Here is an 18,543-nt window from a genome sequence, read left to right as displayed (position 1 = left end):
TAATACATAATAATTTTAAATTGGTGCAGATAGCGGGACTTGAACCCGCACACTCCTAGAAGTAATACCCCCTCAAGATATCGTGTCTGCCATTCCACCATATCTGCATAAAATATTGTCCATTTTAAGTATATGAACAATATTATTTATATTATTACTTATTATTTTAATCCTTATATTTTTGAAAAGCTAGTAGTGCATTTAAATTATCAAAAGAATATACGCTATTTGTCTTTTCATCTCCAAATCCACCATAAAGTACACTATCTTTATTTTTTATTTGATAATATTTTAATTTATCTATGGCCTTATTAAATAACTCCTTATCTCCAATGTGATTTGCTATTAAAGCTACATTAGAGTATATTGATGGAGATTCAATCTGTGAGGTAGCATCTCCATTTTTAGTATTGTATGTAGCTACTAAGAATCCATCTTTCTTAAACTTTTCTTTTATCCATTTAATAGATGCTTCTTCATTTTCTCCAGCTTCAATTCTATTTAAAATTACTATTGTAGATAATAAGAAATCAACATTTTCTTCTTCATCATATTTTTGAGTTTCTTCATAGAATACTTTTCTGTATAAAGGAACCTCTTCAGATATTTTTCCATTTTCTATTATACTGTTAGATTTTTCATAAATTCCTTCCCACTTCTTATCTACTTGACTCAATAATTTCATAGTAGGTAAGTCTAAATAACATAAAGTAGTTGTATTACCTTTTCCATAGTTATCTATATAATCTACTAAAGTTTCATTTTCTTCTGCATGTTTAAGTAAAGAGTTAGCAATATTTATAGCATAAAATTTATAATAAAAACTATTCCATCTGTTGTTAGCTAAAAGAAGAGCTTTTATTATTCTAAGTTCATCTATGGTTGCAGAGGAAGGGGAATTTTCATTTCCTTCTTTTCTCCAGCTAATAAGTCCATTTTTTAGCCTCATTCCTTTTACTATGTCAAAATGCTCATCAAATAATTCTTTATTATTAGCATTTACTGAATATAACATCATAAGCCCCTCTGACTCTGATAATACTGAGTGACCCTTAGTTATATCTCCTTCTGAACTTTTATCTATATAATTTGTATATATTCCATATCCACTTTTACTTAAATCCTTCTCTATAAAATCAAAAAGCATTTTTTCTTCTGGTGGATTAAAATTATCATTCCAATTAACATCCATATGTACCGGTTTTAAATACTCTCTATTAAAAAATAATATAAAAATAGCAATTATTAAAATACCACCTATAGCTATTAGCCATTTTTTCAAAACATCCCCTCCCAAAGCTTTATCCATAGTATATTAAAATACATAGGTCACTTAAGAATAAAGTGACCTATATATATTGTAATAAACATTTACTTTTTTAACATATTTGTCAGTTTCTTTGAATGGTATATAAGTAAGATTTTTTCCATCATCAGAATGTTCAGTACTATTAAGCCATTCTTGAACCCGTCCTCTTCCTGCATTGTAAGCTGCAATTACAAGGTCCCAATCTCCAAACTCTTTATGCAGATTATTCAAATACCAACATCCAAACCTTATATTAACTTCTGGCTCTAATAATAAATCGGTATTGAAATCAATAATCCCTTGCTTTTCAGCTATCCACTTTCCAGTAGAGGTGGTAATTTGCATAAGCCCTCTTGCATCCTTATTAGATTTAGCATCTTCATCAAAGTTACTTTCTGCTTTCATAACCGCCATAACAAAATAAGGATCCAAATTATATTCTTTACTATATTTCTCTACATAATTCATATATTTTAGTGGAAATATAACATTTTTTAATATATATCCACTCCCTAAAAATAGTAAATATATGGCTAAAACAATTATAACTAGCCTTATAATTTTCTTCATATAACTCTCCTACTGGTATAAAGTAAAAAATTCTAACAAATCATCAATTTGTTCCTTTGTTTTAATTAAATTACCACTATTATCAATTATTATGTTAGCATAATCTTTTTTTCTTTCAAGACTTAATTGAGAATTTATTCTATTTATAGCTTCCCCTTTGCTAAGCTTATCTCTAAATCCCATTCTTTCTATTTGGCTACTTTTATCTACCCAAACTAGAATAAGCATATCCATATCTTTATGCATATCATTTTCTATTAAGGTTGCCCCATCTACAACTACAAGCTTAGTATTTATTTTTTCATATTCTTTAAGTTTAATCTCTATTTCCTCTTTTATATAAGGCATTATGATTTCTTCATACTTTATTCTTTCCTTTGGAAATCTAAAAATATGGTTTCCAAACTCTCTTCTTCTAAAATCACCTCTCCAATCAAAGAAATGACCTCCAAAAGTAGCTCTTACCCTTAAAAGTATATCTGGGTATTTTTCTAATACTTCTCTTGCAATAATATCTGCATCTATAACTGGTATTCCTGCCTCTTTTATCATAGAAGAAATAGTGCTTTTACCTGAGCATATTCCTCCTGTAAGGCCTACTTTAATCATAGAATCAGTACCCTCCTTATTTTAACTTATACCAATCTTCTCCAACATTAACATCAACATCTAATGGTACACTTAATTTAATTGTATTTTCCATTTCCTCTTTTAGAAGTTTCTTAACAATATCTAATTCTCCTTTTACAACATTTATTATAAGTTCATCGTGAACCTGTAATATTAACTTACTATTTAAATTTAATTCTTTTAACTTGTTATATACATTTACCATAGCAAGTTTTATTATATCTGCTGCTGTTCCTTGTATTGGAGCATTCATTGCAAGTCTTTCTCCTAAGGCTTTTACTATTTTATTTGAAGCATTTGCTTCAGGTATATATCTTCTTCTATTTAACATAGTTAATACATATCCCTTTGTTTGAGCCTCTTCAATAACCTTAGAAATATACTCTTTAATTTTTGGATACCTTTCAAAATATATATCCATATATTCTTTAGCTTCTTTTCTTGGAATATTTAAATCCTGTGAAAGACTAAAGTCACTTATTCCATATACTATACCAAAGTTTACAGCCTTAGCTCTACTTCTCATTAATGGAGTTACCTCTTCAACTGGCACTTTAAATACTTCAGAAGCAGTCTTAGTGTGTATATCTGAATGATGATTAAATGCATTTATCATATTTTCATCACCAGAAATATGAGCTAAAACTCTAAGTTCTATTTGTGAGTAGTCAGCTGATATTAATAAATCCCCTTCTTCTTTTGGTATAAATACCTTTCTTATTTCTCTACCCATTTCATATTTTATAGGTATATTTTGAAGGTTAGGCTCTGTTGATGAAAGTCTACCTGTAGTAGTTACAGTTTGATTAAATGTTGAATGTATAGACCCATCTGTATCTATAACAGACTTTAATCCTTCAACATAAGTTGAATATATTTTTGAAAGCTGTCTAAAATATGTTATTTTTTCTATTATAGGATGTTTGTCCTTAAGCTTTTCTAAAACTTCTGCGTTAGTTGAATAGCCAGTTTTAGTTTTCTTTATAACTGGTAAATCTAATTTTTCAAATAATATCTTACCTAATTGTTTTGGAGAATTTATGTTGAACTCTTCATCTGCAAGTTCAAAGATCTCTTTTTGTGTTTCCTCTAACTCTCTTTTAAACTTAATAGATAGCTCATCTAAAATATCTTTATTTACTTTAAATCCTATTGATTCCATAGAAGATAAAACTGTTTCTAAAGGAAGCTCAATATCATACATAAGTCTTTCCATTTTCTCTTCTTCTATCTTTTTCTTTAAAACTAAAGTCAACTCTTTCATAAATGAAATTCCAACTAGGTCTTCCTCTCCCTCTTTTACATTAGGGAATTTTGAAAGATAGTTATTTATTAATGATAAAAGAGTATATTCTCCCTTAGATGAATCTATTAAATATGCTGCTAATTCACAATCAAAGGCTAATCCATTAAAATCTATTCCTAATTTTTTTAATGCTGTTAAGGCATTTTTTATACTATAGCCATTTTTTAATATAGCTTCATTCTCAAAAAATTCTTTAAAGGATTTAATATTCTCCTCTTCTTTTACTAACTCTTTAAAGTTAATTAAATAATTTTTCTCATCATAATTAATAAATATTTTATCAATCTCTATAGTAGAATACTTTTCTTTATTTAAGTAAGTAAAATTAATATATACTTCTTCGTTTATATTCTTAAATAAATCTTCTAATTCTTTATTACTTTCTATATTAGTTATTTTAACTTCTATTTCTGGCTCTTCTTTTTCTCCATTTGATAATTTATCTAATATAGATTTCATTTGAAGCTTTGTAAATAAAGCTTTTAACTGATCTTTATTATAATCATCCTTTGATTTAATCTCATCTAAATCAAAATCTATAGGAACATTAGTCATAATAGTAGCTAACTTTTTAGAGAATATAGCCTGTTCGCTGTACTCAGTTAAATTTTCTTTTAACTTTTTACCACTTATGTTATCTATATTTTCTAAAACTGCCTCTACTGAACCATACTCTTTTATTAATTTAAAGGCTGTTTTTTCCCCTACTCCTGGTACCCCTGGAATATTATCAGATTTATCTCCCATAAGTCCTTTAACATCTATGAACTGAGTAGGAGTAACTCCATACTCTTCAACCATTCTATCATAGTTATAGACTTCTATTTCAGAAACACCCTTCTTAGTTATACATACGTTTATATCCTTAGCTGCTAGCTGAAGGGCATCCTTATCTCCAGTCATAATATAAACTTCGATTCCTTCACCTTCAGCCACCTTAGCTAAACTTCCTATAATATCATCTGCTTCGAAGCCATCTAATTCGTAAGTTGTTATTGAAAATAACTTTAGCATTTCCTTAACAATTGGAAATTGTTCTGCTAATTCAGGAGGCATTTTCTTTCTTCCAGCCTTATAATCCCCATACTCTAAATGTCTAAAAGTTGGTGCTTTTTTATCAAAAGTACAAACTATATAATCAGGTTTTATATCCTCTCTCATCTTAAAAAGCATATTTGTAAAACCATAAATAGCATTTGTATGAGTTCCTTCACTATTGCTAAGCAAAGGCACAGCATAAAAGGCTCTATTTAAAAGACTGTTCCCGTCTAATATCAATAATCTTTTCATTCTAATCCTCCAATATATTATTCTATTAATCTAACAAAAAACTTTACTATTAATAAATTTCACTTCTAATCTACTCTGTAAAAAGTAGTTAAAATAAAATTATAAATAATATGAAGAGAATATCTAGATGAATTTTAGAATTTAAGCTATTACGTATAATAATTTGCGTAATAAGCGAAATCTGTTTGACCGAAGGGAGTTTTTTCGCTTTAACAAATTATTAGAAGTAATTGCTATAAATAATGACTACAATGTAACTAAAGTTCCATTGTATAAGTTCAAGAACCAAATTAAAATTTGGACTTTCACTTAAAATCTAGTAATTCTCGTAATATATTTATAATTTTATTTTTAAAGTTTTTAAACAATCATCTCTTTTAATGATTTTTCCCATTAGTTCTAATAATATTAACACATTTTAGAAAATACTTAAATCTAATTCCTCAGATAAATCCTTCATAACATGTGTTCCTGCTATACTATTTCCCTTATCATCTAAAGAAGGGCCAAAAATACCTATTCCCATTCTTCTTGGAACAGCAGCCATTATTCCGCCACCAACTCCACTCTTAGCTGGAATTCCTATATGTACAGCAAATTTTCCTGAATCATCATACATACCACAAGTAACCATTATTGTTTTTATTATTCTGCAAATTTCTCTAGATATTACTCTTTCTCCATTCCAAGGTAATACTCCATCATTAGCAAGCATAGCACCAAATCTAGCTAAATCTTTAGCATTAACTTCTAAAGAACATTGTTTAAAATATAAATCTAATATATCATCTATATTTCCTTCTATAACTCCATTACTTTTCATAAAGTATGCTAAAGCTCTATTTCTATCTCCAGTTTCCTTTTCAGATAAATAAACATCTTCATTTAATTGAATATCATCATTTCCTGTTACTTTTCTAGTAAATTCTAAAATTCTCTCAAACTTTTCCTCTTCACTATCACCTTCAATTAAAGATGTTGTTAATATAGCTCCTGAATTAACCATAGGGTTAAAAGGTTTTTTAGAAGGCTTTCTCTCTAAACTTACTATACTATTAAAACTATCTCCAGTTGGTTCAACACCTACTCTTGAAAAGACTCTATCTTTTCCGTTATCTAATATTGCAAGCATTAAAGTTATTACTTTTGATATACTCTGAATAGTAAATTTTTTCTCATACTCTCCTGCCCCTACCTCTTTTCCATCAAGAGTAACTATATATATACCTAAATCTTCTTTATTAGCTTTTTCTAATTCTGGAATATAAGATGCTAGTTTTCCATGTTCAACATATTGTCTATTATTTTCTATTAAACTCTCAAGAAAATTTTTCACTTTTGTTCGCTCCTTAGTTTAATTTTTTTTATTCAATAAATTAATAATTAATATATAAACATTATAACATTTTCAACGAATTATTATAAATCTTTTAAAATACTTTTATGTTCTATATGTACTACAAGAAAAAATATTAGTAATTTATGTTTATTATTCCAATAATATATTACTTCAATCAACTTTTATTAAAGTTCCTTCATAGAATATATAATAAAAAGCTTTGAGGTTTTTTTATTATGGATATAGATGATATTAATATACTTATGAAATATCTAACCAACCTTCCAATGAAAGAATATAAAAAGAGATTTACTTTTTTAGGAGAGGGAATCGCAAGAAAAGTTTTTGCTTTAAATAAAAATTTAGTTGTTAAAGTTGCTAAGGGTGAAGATGGTCTCCATCAAAATTTTGTTGAATCCTATATTTTTAAAAATGCTCCTTATAAGCTAAAAAGATATTTATGTCCTGTACTTCTTTATAATAAAAGGATTTTAATAATGCCTAGGGCTGAGATTTTCCCTAACATAAGAAGAAAAACTTTTGTTGATTTAAAAAAATTGCGTGAAGAAAATTCTATAGAAGAAGATATTTATACCCTTGGAGAAAAATATTTTCTATTTAAAGAAGATTTATATGTTCACAGTTCTTGGGGAATTATAAATGATACCTATTATTTAATAGATTATGGTTGTACTTCTGAAGAAGGCGACTTATATTACGACCTTATCATGAAAATAAATGGACTTTTATAAAATAATCTTTTTTAATTAATTGTTTTATAAATTTTACTGCATTATAATAATGGTAAGAATTTGTAAAGAAAGGACTGATATTATGAACAAATTTGAGAGCATGTTAGAAAATTATGCAAAGTTAGCTACTCATATAGGAGTAAATGTTCAAGAGGGTCAAACCCTTGTTATATCTTCTCCTGTAGAATGTGCAGACTTTACAAGAATGCTTGTTAAATCTGCTTATGAAAAAGGAGCAAAGGATGTTGTTGTTCAATGGAATGATGAAATATGCGGCAAAATTAAATATGAACACTCTCCATTAGAAGTTTTTGAAAACTTCCCAGATTGGATGAAAGAATCAAGATTAAGCTATGCTAAAGAAGGAGCTTGCTTCTTAAGTATTTCTGCCTCTGATCCTGAACTTCTAAAAAATATAGACCCTGCAAAGATAGCAGCCTTTAGAAAATCATCAAGTACAGCTTTAAAAGAATTTAGTGAAATGTTAATGAGCAATAAAAACGCATGGTCAATAGTTTCTATTCCAACTAAAGCTTGGGCTAAAAAAGTTTTCTCTGATTTACCTGAAGAAGAAGCAGTGGACAAATTATGGAATGAAATCTTTAAAATAGTTAGAGTTGATACAGATAACCCTGTTGAAGCTTGGAATAAACATAAAGAAACATTAAAATACCATATGGATTATTTAAATGAAAAGAATTTAAAATCACTTCATTTTGAAAATTCACTTGGAACTGATTTAACTATAGAATTACCAGAAAATCACCTTTGGGCTGGTGGAGCTGAATATACTCAAGGTGGGGTTGAATTCATAGCTAATATGCCTACTGAAGAAGTATTCTCTATGCCTTCTAAGTTTGGAGTTAATGGAATAGTATTTAGTTCTAAACCTTTAAACTACGGTGGAAATTTAATAGATAATTTCTCAGTTACTTTTAAAGATGGAAAAGTTGTTGATTTCACAGCTGAAAAAGGATACGATACTTTAAAACATCTTCTAGATACTGATGAAGGTGCTAAATACTTAGGAGAAGTAGCTCTTGTTCCTTATAATTCTCCTATATCAAACTCAGGAATAATTTTCTTCAACACTCTATATGATGAAAATGCTTCTTGTCATTTAGCTTTTGGTAAAGCATATTCTCTATGCATAAAAGATGGTGAAAATATGACTAATGAAGAACTTGAAAAAGCTGGGGCTAATGATTCATTAACTCATGTAGATTTCATGATAGGAACTAAAGATTTAAAAATCACAGGTTTAACTCATGATAATATTGAAATTCCAGTATTTAAAGATGGTAACTGGGCATTTTAATATTTAAAAACATATGCTAATTTAAAGTAAAAGGCAAAGAATAACTTATTTAATGTAAATTATTCTTTGCCTTTTTTATATCAACTATTTTAAATCCATTTTAGATTCTATATAATATTTCCACTAAGTATTTTGAGATGAATCAAAATATACTCTATGAAGTTTATTTCCATTTATAATTGTTGCAAATCCATTAGAATACATTTGTAAGAAGTCACCTTCATATTTATACTCTTTTCCATTTTTAATATCTTTAACAATCTTTTGTTCTTCTTCTAAAACGTATATTTCTCCATCCTTTCCTATATGGATGTTATTTAGCTCTAAGTTTTTTTCTAGAGGTATTTTGTTCCAAGTATCAATTGGCTTTTCTACATTTCCATAAACTATTTTAAATACCTTATTGTCTTTTATTTCCCCAAAGTATATATTCCCAGTTTCATCAACACCTAAAAGTCTAACTTTATATACAGGATTAATTCCTAATTTCTTATTTGGTTGTGTAAGATATATTCCTGATTCCTTTTCACTGTCATATACTAATCTATCTGCCCTTGGCATTATTTCAATATTTCCTGGTGAATTAGTTACTAGCTTTACATCAGTTACATCATCATTGTTATCTATTCTCTTAACTATAGACTCTTTTGTATCTTCATTCTTAAATTCAATGTATATAACTCCTGTTTTAGTTGAAACTGTTATCTCATTAACTTTATAAGAAGAATTCATATTACCAAGTTCAATTTTTTTAGTTTTATTGGTATCTACATCAATAGAATATAAATTAACTGTATTCTTTTTATTATTATATTTAATATTTGTAATTACAATAAGTCTATTTCTATCTCTAAGCCAAGTATAATAGGATGCTTTTTCATTTTCTATATCAACATTAATTTCATCCTCTTTAAGAGTATTAAATACTTTAAGTTCATCATTATTATTTAAATATGCTATATATTCTCCATCATAAGATATCTTTTTATCCATCATATTCCCTGGTAATTTTACATCATTATTCTCTTTTGTATGTTGACTAGCTATATCTATAGCTTTTACATTTACATCAGAATTTAACTTAAAATAAAATTTATCAAAAACAAATAAAACTAAGCATTGTAAAATTACAGACAATAGTCCCCACTTTAAAAATTGCTTTAATTTATCCATAAAATTCTCCTCTTTGTTATTTTACTATTATAGCTGAAGGAATAGATCTCTCTCCTACATTTGATGCTGGATTATTTATTACTTTTCCATTTAAGTACATAGTAGTTGATTTACCTCCGTCAAGGTTTATAGCAGTAACTACATTACAAGTATTTAATAACACTTCCTGTAATTCCTTTAAAGTAGCTCCTCCACTTGTTAAACTTCTACCATCAATAACTAACATTACTATTGATCCATCAGCTCTTTGTCCCATAGCAGTTCTTGGAGCAACTCCCCATCCACCATCACCTTTCATAGGTGTAGGTTCTCCTTCTTTAACTAAAACAGGTCCAAAACTTACAGCTTCCTTAACATTTAATTCTTTAAGATTATTAAATGAATACATACCTGCAATCATTTTTCCTTCTTTTGTTATTCCAACTAACTCAATTTTTTCATCGTCTGGTACATCTTTATAAACCAATTTCCCTTCTGATATAACTATTCCAGCAGGAGTTCCACCATTACCAGTCCATTGAGCAGTACTAGATTTATCTGTAAAAGCTCCTCCATTTACAGCCGCAACAGCATTGTATTCCTTGGCTATTTCAGAAGTAGTTTGTCCTTCTTCTCCAAGATATTTAGAAACTCCTATTTTTACTCTAGTAGGATCTTTTACTACTATATAATATCCACTATATTTAAAGTTTTCAAAAGAGTATAATTCTATACTATTATCATGTTTAGTTGGTAAATTAACATTTGTATTTATATTTGTATTTTTATGATTTGTATTTGTATCTTCAATATTAGAATTTAATATCTCATTAATTTTTTCATCTGATAAAAATGTAGTTGCCATCCACTGATGACTAAAGCTAGTCATGGCTGCCCCTACATAAGTCCTTTTAGCATTTTCAAATGGTCCATATAAAAGTATAAAAGGTGCTGTAACAGCAGTGAATATAAATTCAAAAGCAATAAACATTGCTATTGTCTTCCACTTCTTTTTACTTCTCCTCTTCTTTCTACTATCTCTCCCCATTTTTCCTCCTTAATTTAAAATAATTAAATTTCATCTGTAATTTAAACCAACTAACCCTTACATTCTATTGTTTTTAAAATATCACCTATCTATTATACATTATTTTTAATACAATATTATTACAAAGTTCTATTTTATTTATTAAAATTATCTATTTTTTTAAAAATCTCATAATTAATTCATAAATAGCTATTAATATAATTTTTATCTATAAATTAAATTTTCTTTCATCATATCCTAAAAATAAAACAAAAAATATAACTTTTATAATCTCAAATACTTTTTTCATTCGTTTCGACTCCTTTAAATTCTTACAAAACACTTATGAATTTATTAGTTATGAATTCATATTTTTCTAAATTACGAATTCCTTTCAAATTTGTAATCTCCTCTATTAGATATATCCAATAAAATTAAATTAATACTGTAAGATTAAAGTTAATAAGGAAAGAAACTATTAGTATATTTTTTTGTAAAATAAAAAAACACTTAGGTATTATAACCTAGTGTTTTATAAATACGAGATAAGTCTATAAGCCGAGTTCTGTATTTGACAATCATCTATCTAGGCCTACCGTTGCCGATAGGCTCAAGCGACACACCCGAGGACGGGACGGGCAGCCCCTATATGTCCTCCTATTTGGTCTTGCTCCAGATGGGGTTTACATAGCAGTATAGTCACCTATACCCTGGTGAGCTCTTACCTCACCTTTCCACCCTTACCTAGATAAATCTAGGCGGTTTATTTCTGTTGCACTATCCTTAGAGTCACCTCCACTGGACGTTATCCAGCATCCTGCCCTATGGAGCTCGGACTTTCCTCTCCTAGTTCTAAGACTAGCAGCGATTGTCTGGCTTACTCGCAAGATTAATATTAACATATATACTTATTTTTTTCAAATTATTTTTTCTACCATTTATTACAAATCACAAATATTGCTACTATTCCAATACAAACAATTGCTAAAGGAACTCCTATTTGACTTATTATAAGGAAAGTTAATATGCCACCTACAGCCCCCCACTTTAAGGCATTCCTGAAATAACAATTATTAATAAGCCACCTTTTACAAGCATTTCTTCTAAAATTTCTAATTAATCTATTGAAATCTCTCCTTAAGTCTTTAAAGCAGTCTCCATTAAATCTATTTCCAAAATTGGACCACATAATTCTCCACCCTAAGTATTACTTATACACCATTATATGAAAAAGAACTTGTTTTCTCCATAAAACAAGTTCTTTTTCTTAAAAGTTTATTATAAAATTATGTTTCTATATTATATTTATTTATATTATTATAATAATTTAATGTATTTATATCTAAAAATACTAATCTCCTACTCCAAAATCTGTATTTTCAAATAATACTTCTATGGTTTTATTATCTTTTAAGAAAGAATACTCTTTTTCAAACCATTTAATAAGCTCCTCATCCCTTTTAAAAGAAGTTGTGTTTTCAGTCCATATATTAACTGTTCCATACTTAAAATTATTTAAAAGTATGTCCATATCTCTTTTTATCATATCCTTAGTTTGGCCCTTTATTCCAACCATTAAGCATATTGACTTAAAGTATTTTTTTACTTCTTCTACATCATTAAATCTAGCATTCTTGTTTAAAATATCATTTCTAAAATGATCATCGAAGGTTTCAATACCAGTTTTAAATATTATAGGAACCCCAAAATATTCTTCTATTTCTTTTAATCTATTTCTATAACACCAATGTGCTTCAAAGAAAAGTTTTTTAATATTTTTAAACTCCACAATCCTTTTTATCTCTTCTAAGGTTTCCTTTGGAAGTTCAAAAACACTTCCAGAGTTTATTACTTCTAGAACGCCATAAATTCCTTTTACATTGCTAAGAACTTCTTTATTTAATTTTATTATCTCTTCAGTATTTTTTGAGTTATCTTCTATATAATCACAAAAGGCACACTTTCCCCATACACAAGGAAAAGATTTTAGAAGAACTATCTCTCTATTATTTTTATTATCTATAACATTATATCTATCCAAAATTTTTTCATCTCCATTTAATTATTCTGTACTCTTAACAAAATATTTTTAGGCAATCTTACAACAACCTGTAACATTATTAAAACTGCTACTAATTTATCACAATAATCTGTTAAAAATTGTGTTATAAAAGCACTTACCACAGGGTTAATCCCTAAATTATTTAAAATAACTATTATATAACTAGAACCTGATGAAGTAATACCACCAAATATATAGGCAGTTAAACAAGCTCCTGTAAAACTTACAAATAGAGTCATTACAAAGACGCTTAAAAATAATTTCTTTCCTTTCATAAGCCCTTTTTCATAAAAATATCCTGCAAAAAATCCAGTAAATATTTGAACTGGTGCAAAATATAAAGAATATATATCAAAGGTTATTCCACTAACCACACTTCCTAAGACTCCAGTTACCATTCCATAAACAGGTCCTAATACAAATCCAACCATAATTGTACCTATAGAATCTAAATAAATAGGTAATCTTAAATTTAAGGCTATAAAAGCTCCAATTATATTTAATGCTATTCCTATTCCCATTATTGTTAACTTTAAACTTTTTGAATTTCTCATATTAATATTCCCTCCCTATTAAATACCATACTTTGGATTATTAAGTACATTTTTAATATCCTCTTTATGGCTTTGGAATATTTTATTAAGAAAACTTACCATAAATTCTTTGCTATTAACTTTATCTAAGACAAATACATTTTTTCTTCTCTTATAAAAATCTGCAACATCAACAACACTTTGCCCCATTGATATATCTTCGCAAGCTATGTCCACATAAGCCTTAAATCCATCACAAAGCTCTCTATTTATAAAATACTCTACTGCTAAGGGGTCATTTATAACACATCCAAGTGTTCTCTCTTGTTCCCAATGGAAATCAACGTAGAATCTAGTAATATCATATATAAAATCACCAATTTCATCTTTAAATTGATGTATCATTTCTCTTAAATTTGGTGTTAAAACTATCTCTCTTGTAACATCTAAACCAACCATAGTAAATTCACCATTAAACTTTTTTAGAAACTCTCTTGCCCCATGAGGATCTACCCAGTAATTAAATTCAGCTACTGGTGAACAATTTCCATGGCTTTTATAAGCTCCACCCATAGAAACTATTTCCTTAACTCTATGGAAAGTTTCTGAATCCTTCTCTATAGCTCTACATAGGTTTGTTAGGGGTCCAAGAGCAATAATACTAACATTCTCCTCATTTTTTAAAGTATTTAAAATAAAATCAACACCATTTTCTCTAATATATTCACTAGAGACCTCTTCTAAAAAAGTTTCTCCTAAGCCATCTTCCCCATGAGTATCCTGTGCTGTTACAAGCTCTCTTTTAACTGGCTTACTTTCTCCTAAGTAAACAGGAATATCCAATCTACCTAAAAGCTTAAGTACCTTTAAGGCATTTTTAGCTCCCTGTAAACTTTCAACATTTCCTGATACAGTGGTTATTCCTATAACCTCAATCTCTTTTGACTTTAATGCAAGAATAATGGCTAAAGCATCATCTATCCCTGGATCACAATCAATAATTACCTTTCTCTTATCCATTTTAATTTCCTCCCTTTGATTTAACTTCACCAAAAGGAACTGTTATTATCTTTAAGCTTCCTTATAACTATCTTTTTACTAAGATAAATTTTAAAATTCATCTTACTAAGCTTTATAATAATCCTAAAAAAATTAATCACCTATTAAAAACATAATTTAACTCTTCATTTATACTTTTTAATAATCTTAATTAAAATTTAAGTTAGTTATTAATAGCTATTTAAAAATCCACATTCACTTACAAAAAAGCTTATAAATTCAGCCTAAAAATAATAAAAACTATATTACAGGCATACTAAAGAGTATAACTATCCTATAATACAGTTACAGCCCTTAGTTTTTTATAGAGGGATGGTTACGAACCTCTACCAAATTACATTGGATTTTTTTATAAAATTTTAGGTATGGCGTAATACCACACCATACCTATTATATAATAAAATCACATAAATTCAAATAATGTTATTTATCCAATATTATGTTTTAATTGTAATATTATATACTAAAAAAATTATATGAATTCAAAGGGATCTTTAGCCTCTTTTGAAATAATAAATTCCACATCTGAATCTAATTTTTCTTTTACTTTTTCACTTACCTTAATTAAAACAGGCCACTCTGAATTGAAATGTCCTATATCTAGAATATTTAATCCCATTTCCTTATAATCTGAAACAAAATGATATGTTGTATCCCCAGTTATTATTAGATCTGCCCTAAGTTTTTTTGCATCTCCAAAGAAATCTTGCCCACTGCCATTTACAATAGCAATTTTCTTAATAACTTCATTTAAATCTCCTGCATATCTTAAATTCTTAATACCTAAAGATGATTTTATAAGGTTTATTATTTCTAGAACAGTCATTTTCTTAGTTAACTCTACTACTCTACCAATTCCAGCCTCAGAATCAACTGGACTTTTATCCATTATGATTCCTTCATTAAATCCTAAGGTTTCAACTAAGGTATCATTTAACCCGCCTTTAACTGAGTCCCAGTTAGTGTGCGCTGAATAAAGATTTATATCATTTTTTATTAAGCTTATAATTTTTCTACCTAATAGAGTGTCTGTTGTTATTGTACTTGGCTTTCTAAATAAAAGTGGATGATGAGTTAAAATAAGCTCTGCACCAATTTCCTTAGCCTCTTTAATAACCTCTTCAGTACAATCTAAAGCTAATAAAACCTTAGTTATATTTTTTTCTCTGTCCCCAACCATAAGACCTACATTATCAAAGCCTTCTTTTAAATTAACTGGGGCAATATCTTCTATTATATTTATAATGTCATTTAATTTCATTATAACATCCCCTTAAGTTTATTTATCTTTTCTTCTAAATCGCTTTTTCTCTTCTTAGCAGCCTCTGTATCTTCTTTTATAAAACTTAATATAGTCTCACATCTATTTATTTTTTCTTCTATAAATTCCTTAAATAATGGATGATTTTTTTCTCTTAATAAAGGACTTACTTCATATTCTAATTCATCCTCAAATACTAGTTTTTCTGAATTTTCATTGTATTTAACTTTAAATAATTCATAAAATCTACCTTCATCTTTAATTAAGTCTTCATCTATTATTTCATAATCATTCTTATATAAAAACTCTCTTAAAACCTCTGGATTTTGAGCTGGCTGTAATATTATAAAATCATACTTTTTTACCTTCTCCATATCAGCTAATAAAATATCTCTAGTTAGATTTCCACCCATTCCAGCTAATATAACTCCATTTACTTCTCCTACTTTTAAAGGATTAAGCCCTGGTCCTAAAAGACATTTAATCTTATTTGAAACCCCTTCAAAAGCAACATTAACCTTTGCTTTTTCTATAGGTCCTTTATTTATATCTGAAGCTATTGCTTTTTCACATATTCCTTCTTTAACTAAATATATAGGTATGTATCCATGATCTGTACCTATATCAGCTACACTTTCACATTTATCAACATGTTCTGCTATTCTTTTTAATCTCTTACTTAACTCCATATTATCCCACTTTCTACAAATAATTTACCAGTGTTTGTATTTGAGAAATTAAAAACACCAATGATATTATTAAAGACAAATAAATATATCTTTGAGCTAACTTTTTATCATATTTAGCACAAAAATGACTTGCATAATAAATACATACTAACAGAATCATATTCATTATTCCATATATAATTTGTCTTCCTACAAAATCCTTCGCACTTCCAATAGTACAAGGTATAAAATGTGCACTAAAATCAATTGGCATTTTATCAGGCATAACTCCTGATAAATATAATATAGAAGGTATTAATATAATGCCTAATATTAATAAGGATGTTATTATAAAAGGAATATAAAATCCCTTATCCCTTATTATTGCTCTTGCATTATTAACTTTTACCTTGAAACTTTCTTCCTTTATGCCCTTTGATACTATTAAATCTTTAAACTTTTCAAATTCATCTGGAGATAATCCATAACTTATATCCTCTGTATGTATATATATAACCCTCTTACTAGAAGTTACAAACATACGAGCAAGACCTACATTATGAACAACGCATCTGCCAAAACAATATTTATGTTTTCCAAAACCAGATAATTTAAATCCATTTATAACTTTATCTTGTTCTAAAAAACCATTTACATCTTTAAAATTTATCCTAAATTTTTTTAATCCTTTAAAACAATTTATTTCAATGTAATCATCATTAACTTCGTAAACTAAGGATAAATCAAGTAAAATGTAATAAATGCATACAATGCTATAAACAAAGCTTGATACTATTACTAAGTTCCTCTCTAAATAACCATTCACTATGTTATTTAATATGATTAATAGTGCATTTCCTAATAAAAGATATGCCAAGACTTCAAATACGCCATGGCCTCTTCTAGCCTTAAATTTTGTCATTTACTACTTCACCTCATTGTAATTATATCATAAAATAAAGCTTTATTCAGAAACTAGCTCTTAGCTTTTATTATTACCTCTATACTTTATATGAATCATAATTTTTATCTATTCATTTTCTTAAACTCAGAATCTTTTCATATAATTTAAAACTTCTCACCTTATATAACATTAAAACTTTTTAAAGTATTAACTAAAAAAAGATTAGCACCTTTAAGGCACTAATCTTAAGATACTAATCTAAATAATCTTTTAACTTTTTACTTCTACTTGGATGTCTTAATTTTCTTAAAGCTTTTGCTTCAATCTGTCTAATTCTCTCTCTAGTTACGTTAAATTCTTTACCAACTTCTTCAAGAGTTCTAGCTCTTCCATCATCTAATCCAAATCTTAATCTTAATACTTTTTCCTCTCTAGGAGTTAAAGTATCTAAAACATTTATTAATTGTTCTTTTAACATTGTAAATGCTGCTGCCTCTGCTGGTGCTGGAGCATCATCATCTGGTATAAAGTCACCTAAATGTGAATCTTCCTCTTCACCAATTGGAGTTTCTAATGAAACTGGTTCTTGAGCTATTTTTAAGATTTCTCTTACCTTATCTACTGGCATATCCATTTGTTTTGATAATTCCTCTGGTAATGGATCTCTTCCTAACTCTTGAACTAATTGTCTTTGTATTCTTATAAGTTTATTTATAGTTTCTACCATATGAACTGGTATTCTTATAGTTCTTGCTTGGTCAGCAATAGCTCTAGTTATCGCCTGTCTTATCCACCATGTAGCATATGTTGAGAACTTATATCCTTTTCTGTAATCAAATTTTTCAACAGCCTTTATAAGACCTAAGTTACCTTCTTGTATAAGATCTAGGAATAACATTCCTCTACCAACATATCTTTTAGCTATACTTACAACAAGTCTTAAGTTAGCCTCTGCTAATTTTTTCTTAGCATAGTTGCTTCCTTCTTCTATTTTTTTAGCAAGCTCTATTTCATCCTCTGATGATAATAGTGGAACTTTACCTATTTCTTTTAAGTACATTCTTACAGGGTCATCAATAGCAATACCTTCTGGAACAGAAAGATCTAATTCTTCCTCCTCTTCCTCTTCTTGCTCGATTTCACTTATGACCTCTATACCCATTGATTCTAGAACCTCATAGATTTTTTCTATTTGTTCTGGGTTTAATTCTATTTCATCAAGCTCATCCATTATCTCCTTGTAAGTCAATGAACCGCTTTTTTTACCTTTATCTATAAGTCTTTTTACTAAGACCATTTTGTCAACTTTTTCTTTACCTTCACCTTTTTTTGCTTTTGTTGTTTTAGCTTTCATTTTATTACC

At 28.0% G+C, this 18,543-nt stretch carries 17 protein-coding genes, 1 tRNA gene, 1 other RNA gene and 1 riboswitch; of the genes, 2 read left to right on the top strand and 17 right to left on the bottom strand.

The genetic code is table 11. The features are described from left to right. Nucleotides 1-21: 21 nt before the first annotated feature. The 6 genes from QP548_RS00990 to glsA all read right to left on the bottom strand — a co-directional run bounded on the left by QP548_RS00990 (nucleotide 22) and on the right by glsA (nucleotide 6,441). Nucleotides 22-107 (bottom strand) — tRNA-Leu (locus QP548_RS00990). Between the two features lie 59 nt (nucleotides 108-166). Further along, on the bottom strand, nucleotides 167-1,282 hold the full coding sequence (locus QP548_RS00985) for a glycosyl hydrolase family 8 (RefSeq protein ID WP_061428962.1): 1,116 nt from the start codon (nucleotides 1,280-1,282) through the stop codon (nucleotides 167-169). A 51-nt stretch (nucleotides 1,283-1,333) separates the two neighbouring features. Next, the gene (locus tag QP548_RS00980; protein ID WP_061428963.1) at nucleotides 1,334-1,879 is read right to left on the bottom strand and encodes a lytic transglycosylase domain-containing protein; all 546 of its coding nucleotides are present in this window, start codon (nucleotides 1,877-1,879) and stop codon (nucleotides 1,334-1,336) included. Nucleotides 1,880-1,888: 9 nt separating this feature from the next. Then, nucleotides 1,889-2,488, bottom strand: coding sequence for a dephospho-CoA kinase (coaE, locus tag QP548_RS00975; RefSeq protein ID WP_061428964.1), 600 nt, complete (start codon nucleotides 2,486-2,488; stop codon nucleotides 1,889-1,891). A 16-nt stretch (nucleotides 2,489-2,504) separates the two neighbouring features. Beyond that, nucleotides 2,505-5,105 (bottom strand): DNA polymerase I, encoded by a 2,601-nt coding sequence (gene polA / locus QP548_RS00970; protein WP_061428965.1) that lies wholly within the window; start codon nucleotides 5,103-5,105, stop codon nucleotides 2,505-2,507. 418 nt (nucleotides 5,106-5,523) lie between these two features. Further along, nucleotides 5,524-6,441, bottom strand: coding sequence for a glutaminase A (gene glsA, locus QP548_RS00965; RefSeq protein WP_061428966.1), 918 nt, complete (start codon nucleotides 6,439-6,441; stop codon nucleotides 5,524-5,526). Between the two features lie 239 nt (nucleotides 6,442-6,680). Here glsA and QP548_RS00960 point away from each other — a divergent pair, with 239 nt between their 5' ends. Both QP548_RS00960 and QP548_RS00955 read left to right on the top strand, forming a co-directional pair. Further along, nucleotides 6,681-7,196, top strand: a complete 516-nt coding sequence (locus QP548_RS00960; protein ID WP_061428967.1) for a hypothetical protein — start codon at nucleotides 6,681-6,683, stop codon at nucleotides 7,194-7,196. 82 nt (nucleotides 7,197-7,278) lie between these two features. After that, on the top strand, nucleotides 7,279-8,514 hold the full coding sequence (locus QP548_RS00955; RefSeq protein ID WP_061428968.1) for an aminopeptidase: 1,236 nt from the start codon (nucleotides 7,279-7,281) through the stop codon (nucleotides 8,512-8,514). A gap of 123 nt (nucleotides 8,515-8,637) precedes the next feature. On the opposite strand, the gene QP548_RS00950 is transcribed toward QP548_RS00955, so the two are convergent. The 11 genes from QP548_RS00950 to rpoD form a co-directional block, all read right to left on the bottom strand. After that, nucleotides 8,638-9,687, bottom strand: coding sequence for a hypothetical protein (locus QP548_RS00950; RefSeq protein WP_061428969.1), 1,050 nt, complete (start codon nucleotides 9,685-9,687; stop codon nucleotides 8,638-8,640). Nucleotides 9,688-9,703: 16 nt separating this feature from the next. After that, a complete protein-coding gene (locus QP548_RS00945) occupies nucleotides 9,704-10,714 on the bottom strand; it encodes a phosphodiester glycosidase family protein (protein ID WP_061428970.1) in 1,011 nt (336 codons plus the stop codon). A gap of 516 nt (nucleotides 10,715-11,230) precedes the next feature. After that, nucleotides 11,231-11,577, bottom strand: an RNA gene (rnpB, locus tag QP548_RS00940) — RNase P RNA component class A. 47 nt (nucleotides 11,578-11,624) lie between these two features. After that, complete coding sequence (locus QP548_RS00935; protein WP_061428971.1) at nucleotides 11,625-11,882, bottom strand: hypothetical protein; 258 nt, start codon at nucleotides 11,880-11,882, stop codon at nucleotides 11,625-11,627. A gap of 162 nt (nucleotides 11,883-12,044) precedes the next feature. Beyond that, on the bottom strand, nucleotides 12,045-12,734 hold the full coding sequence (locus QP548_RS00930; protein ID WP_061428972.1) for a hypothetical protein: 690 nt from the start codon (nucleotides 12,732-12,734) through the stop codon (nucleotides 12,045-12,047). 17 nt (nucleotides 12,735-12,751) lie between these two features. After that, nucleotides 12,752-13,309 carry an ECF transporter S component gene (locus QP548_RS00925; protein WP_061428973.1) on the bottom strand — a complete coding sequence of 186 codons (558 nt, stop codon included), beginning with the start codon at nucleotides 13,307-13,309 and terminating at the stop codon, nucleotides 12,752-12,754. Nucleotides 13,310-13,327: 18 nt separating this feature from the next. Continuing rightward, on the bottom strand, nucleotides 13,328-14,308 hold the full coding sequence (locus QP548_RS00920; protein WP_061428974.1) for a nucleoside hydrolase: 981 nt from the start codon (nucleotides 14,306-14,308) through the stop codon (nucleotides 13,328-13,330). 327 nt (nucleotides 14,309-14,635) lie between these two features. Then, nucleotides 14,636-14,680: riboswitch (PreQ1 riboswitch) on the bottom strand. 139 nt (nucleotides 14,681-14,819) lie between these two features. Further along, the gene (locus QP548_RS00915) at nucleotides 14,820-15,608 is read right to left on the bottom strand and encodes a Nif3-like dinuclear metal center hexameric protein (RefSeq protein ID WP_061428975.1); all 789 of its coding nucleotides are present in this window, start codon (nucleotides 15,606-15,608) and stop codon (nucleotides 14,820-14,822) included. Then, nucleotides 15,608-16,297 (bottom strand): tRNA (adenine(22)-N(1))-methyltransferase, encoded by a 690-nt coding sequence (locus QP548_RS00910; protein ID WP_061428976.1) that lies wholly within the window; start codon nucleotides 16,295-16,297, stop codon nucleotides 15,608-15,610. Before QP548_RS00910 ends, QP548_RS00915 begins: the two co-directional genes overlap by 1 nt. A 13-nt stretch (nucleotides 16,298-16,310) precedes the next feature. Then, nucleotides 16,311-17,198, bottom strand: a complete 888-nt coding sequence (locus QP548_RS00905) for a PH domain-containing protein (RefSeq protein WP_061428977.1) — start codon at nucleotides 17,196-17,198, stop codon at nucleotides 16,311-16,313. 235 nt (nucleotides 17,199-17,433) lie between these two features. Further along, nucleotides 17,434-18,534, bottom strand: coding sequence for an RNA polymerase sigma factor RpoD (rpoD, locus tag QP548_RS00900; RefSeq protein WP_003451215.1), 1,101 nt, complete (start codon nucleotides 18,532-18,534; stop codon nucleotides 17,434-17,436). Nucleotides 18,535-18,543: the final 9 nt, after the last annotated feature.

The sequence above is a fragment of the Clostridium sp. UMB9555A genome (assembly GCF_030222355.1).
Lineage (GTDB): Bacteria > Bacillota > Clostridia > Clostridiales > Clostridiaceae > Sarcina > Sarcina perfringens.
This window is presented reverse-complemented; position numbering and strand designations above follow the sequence as displayed.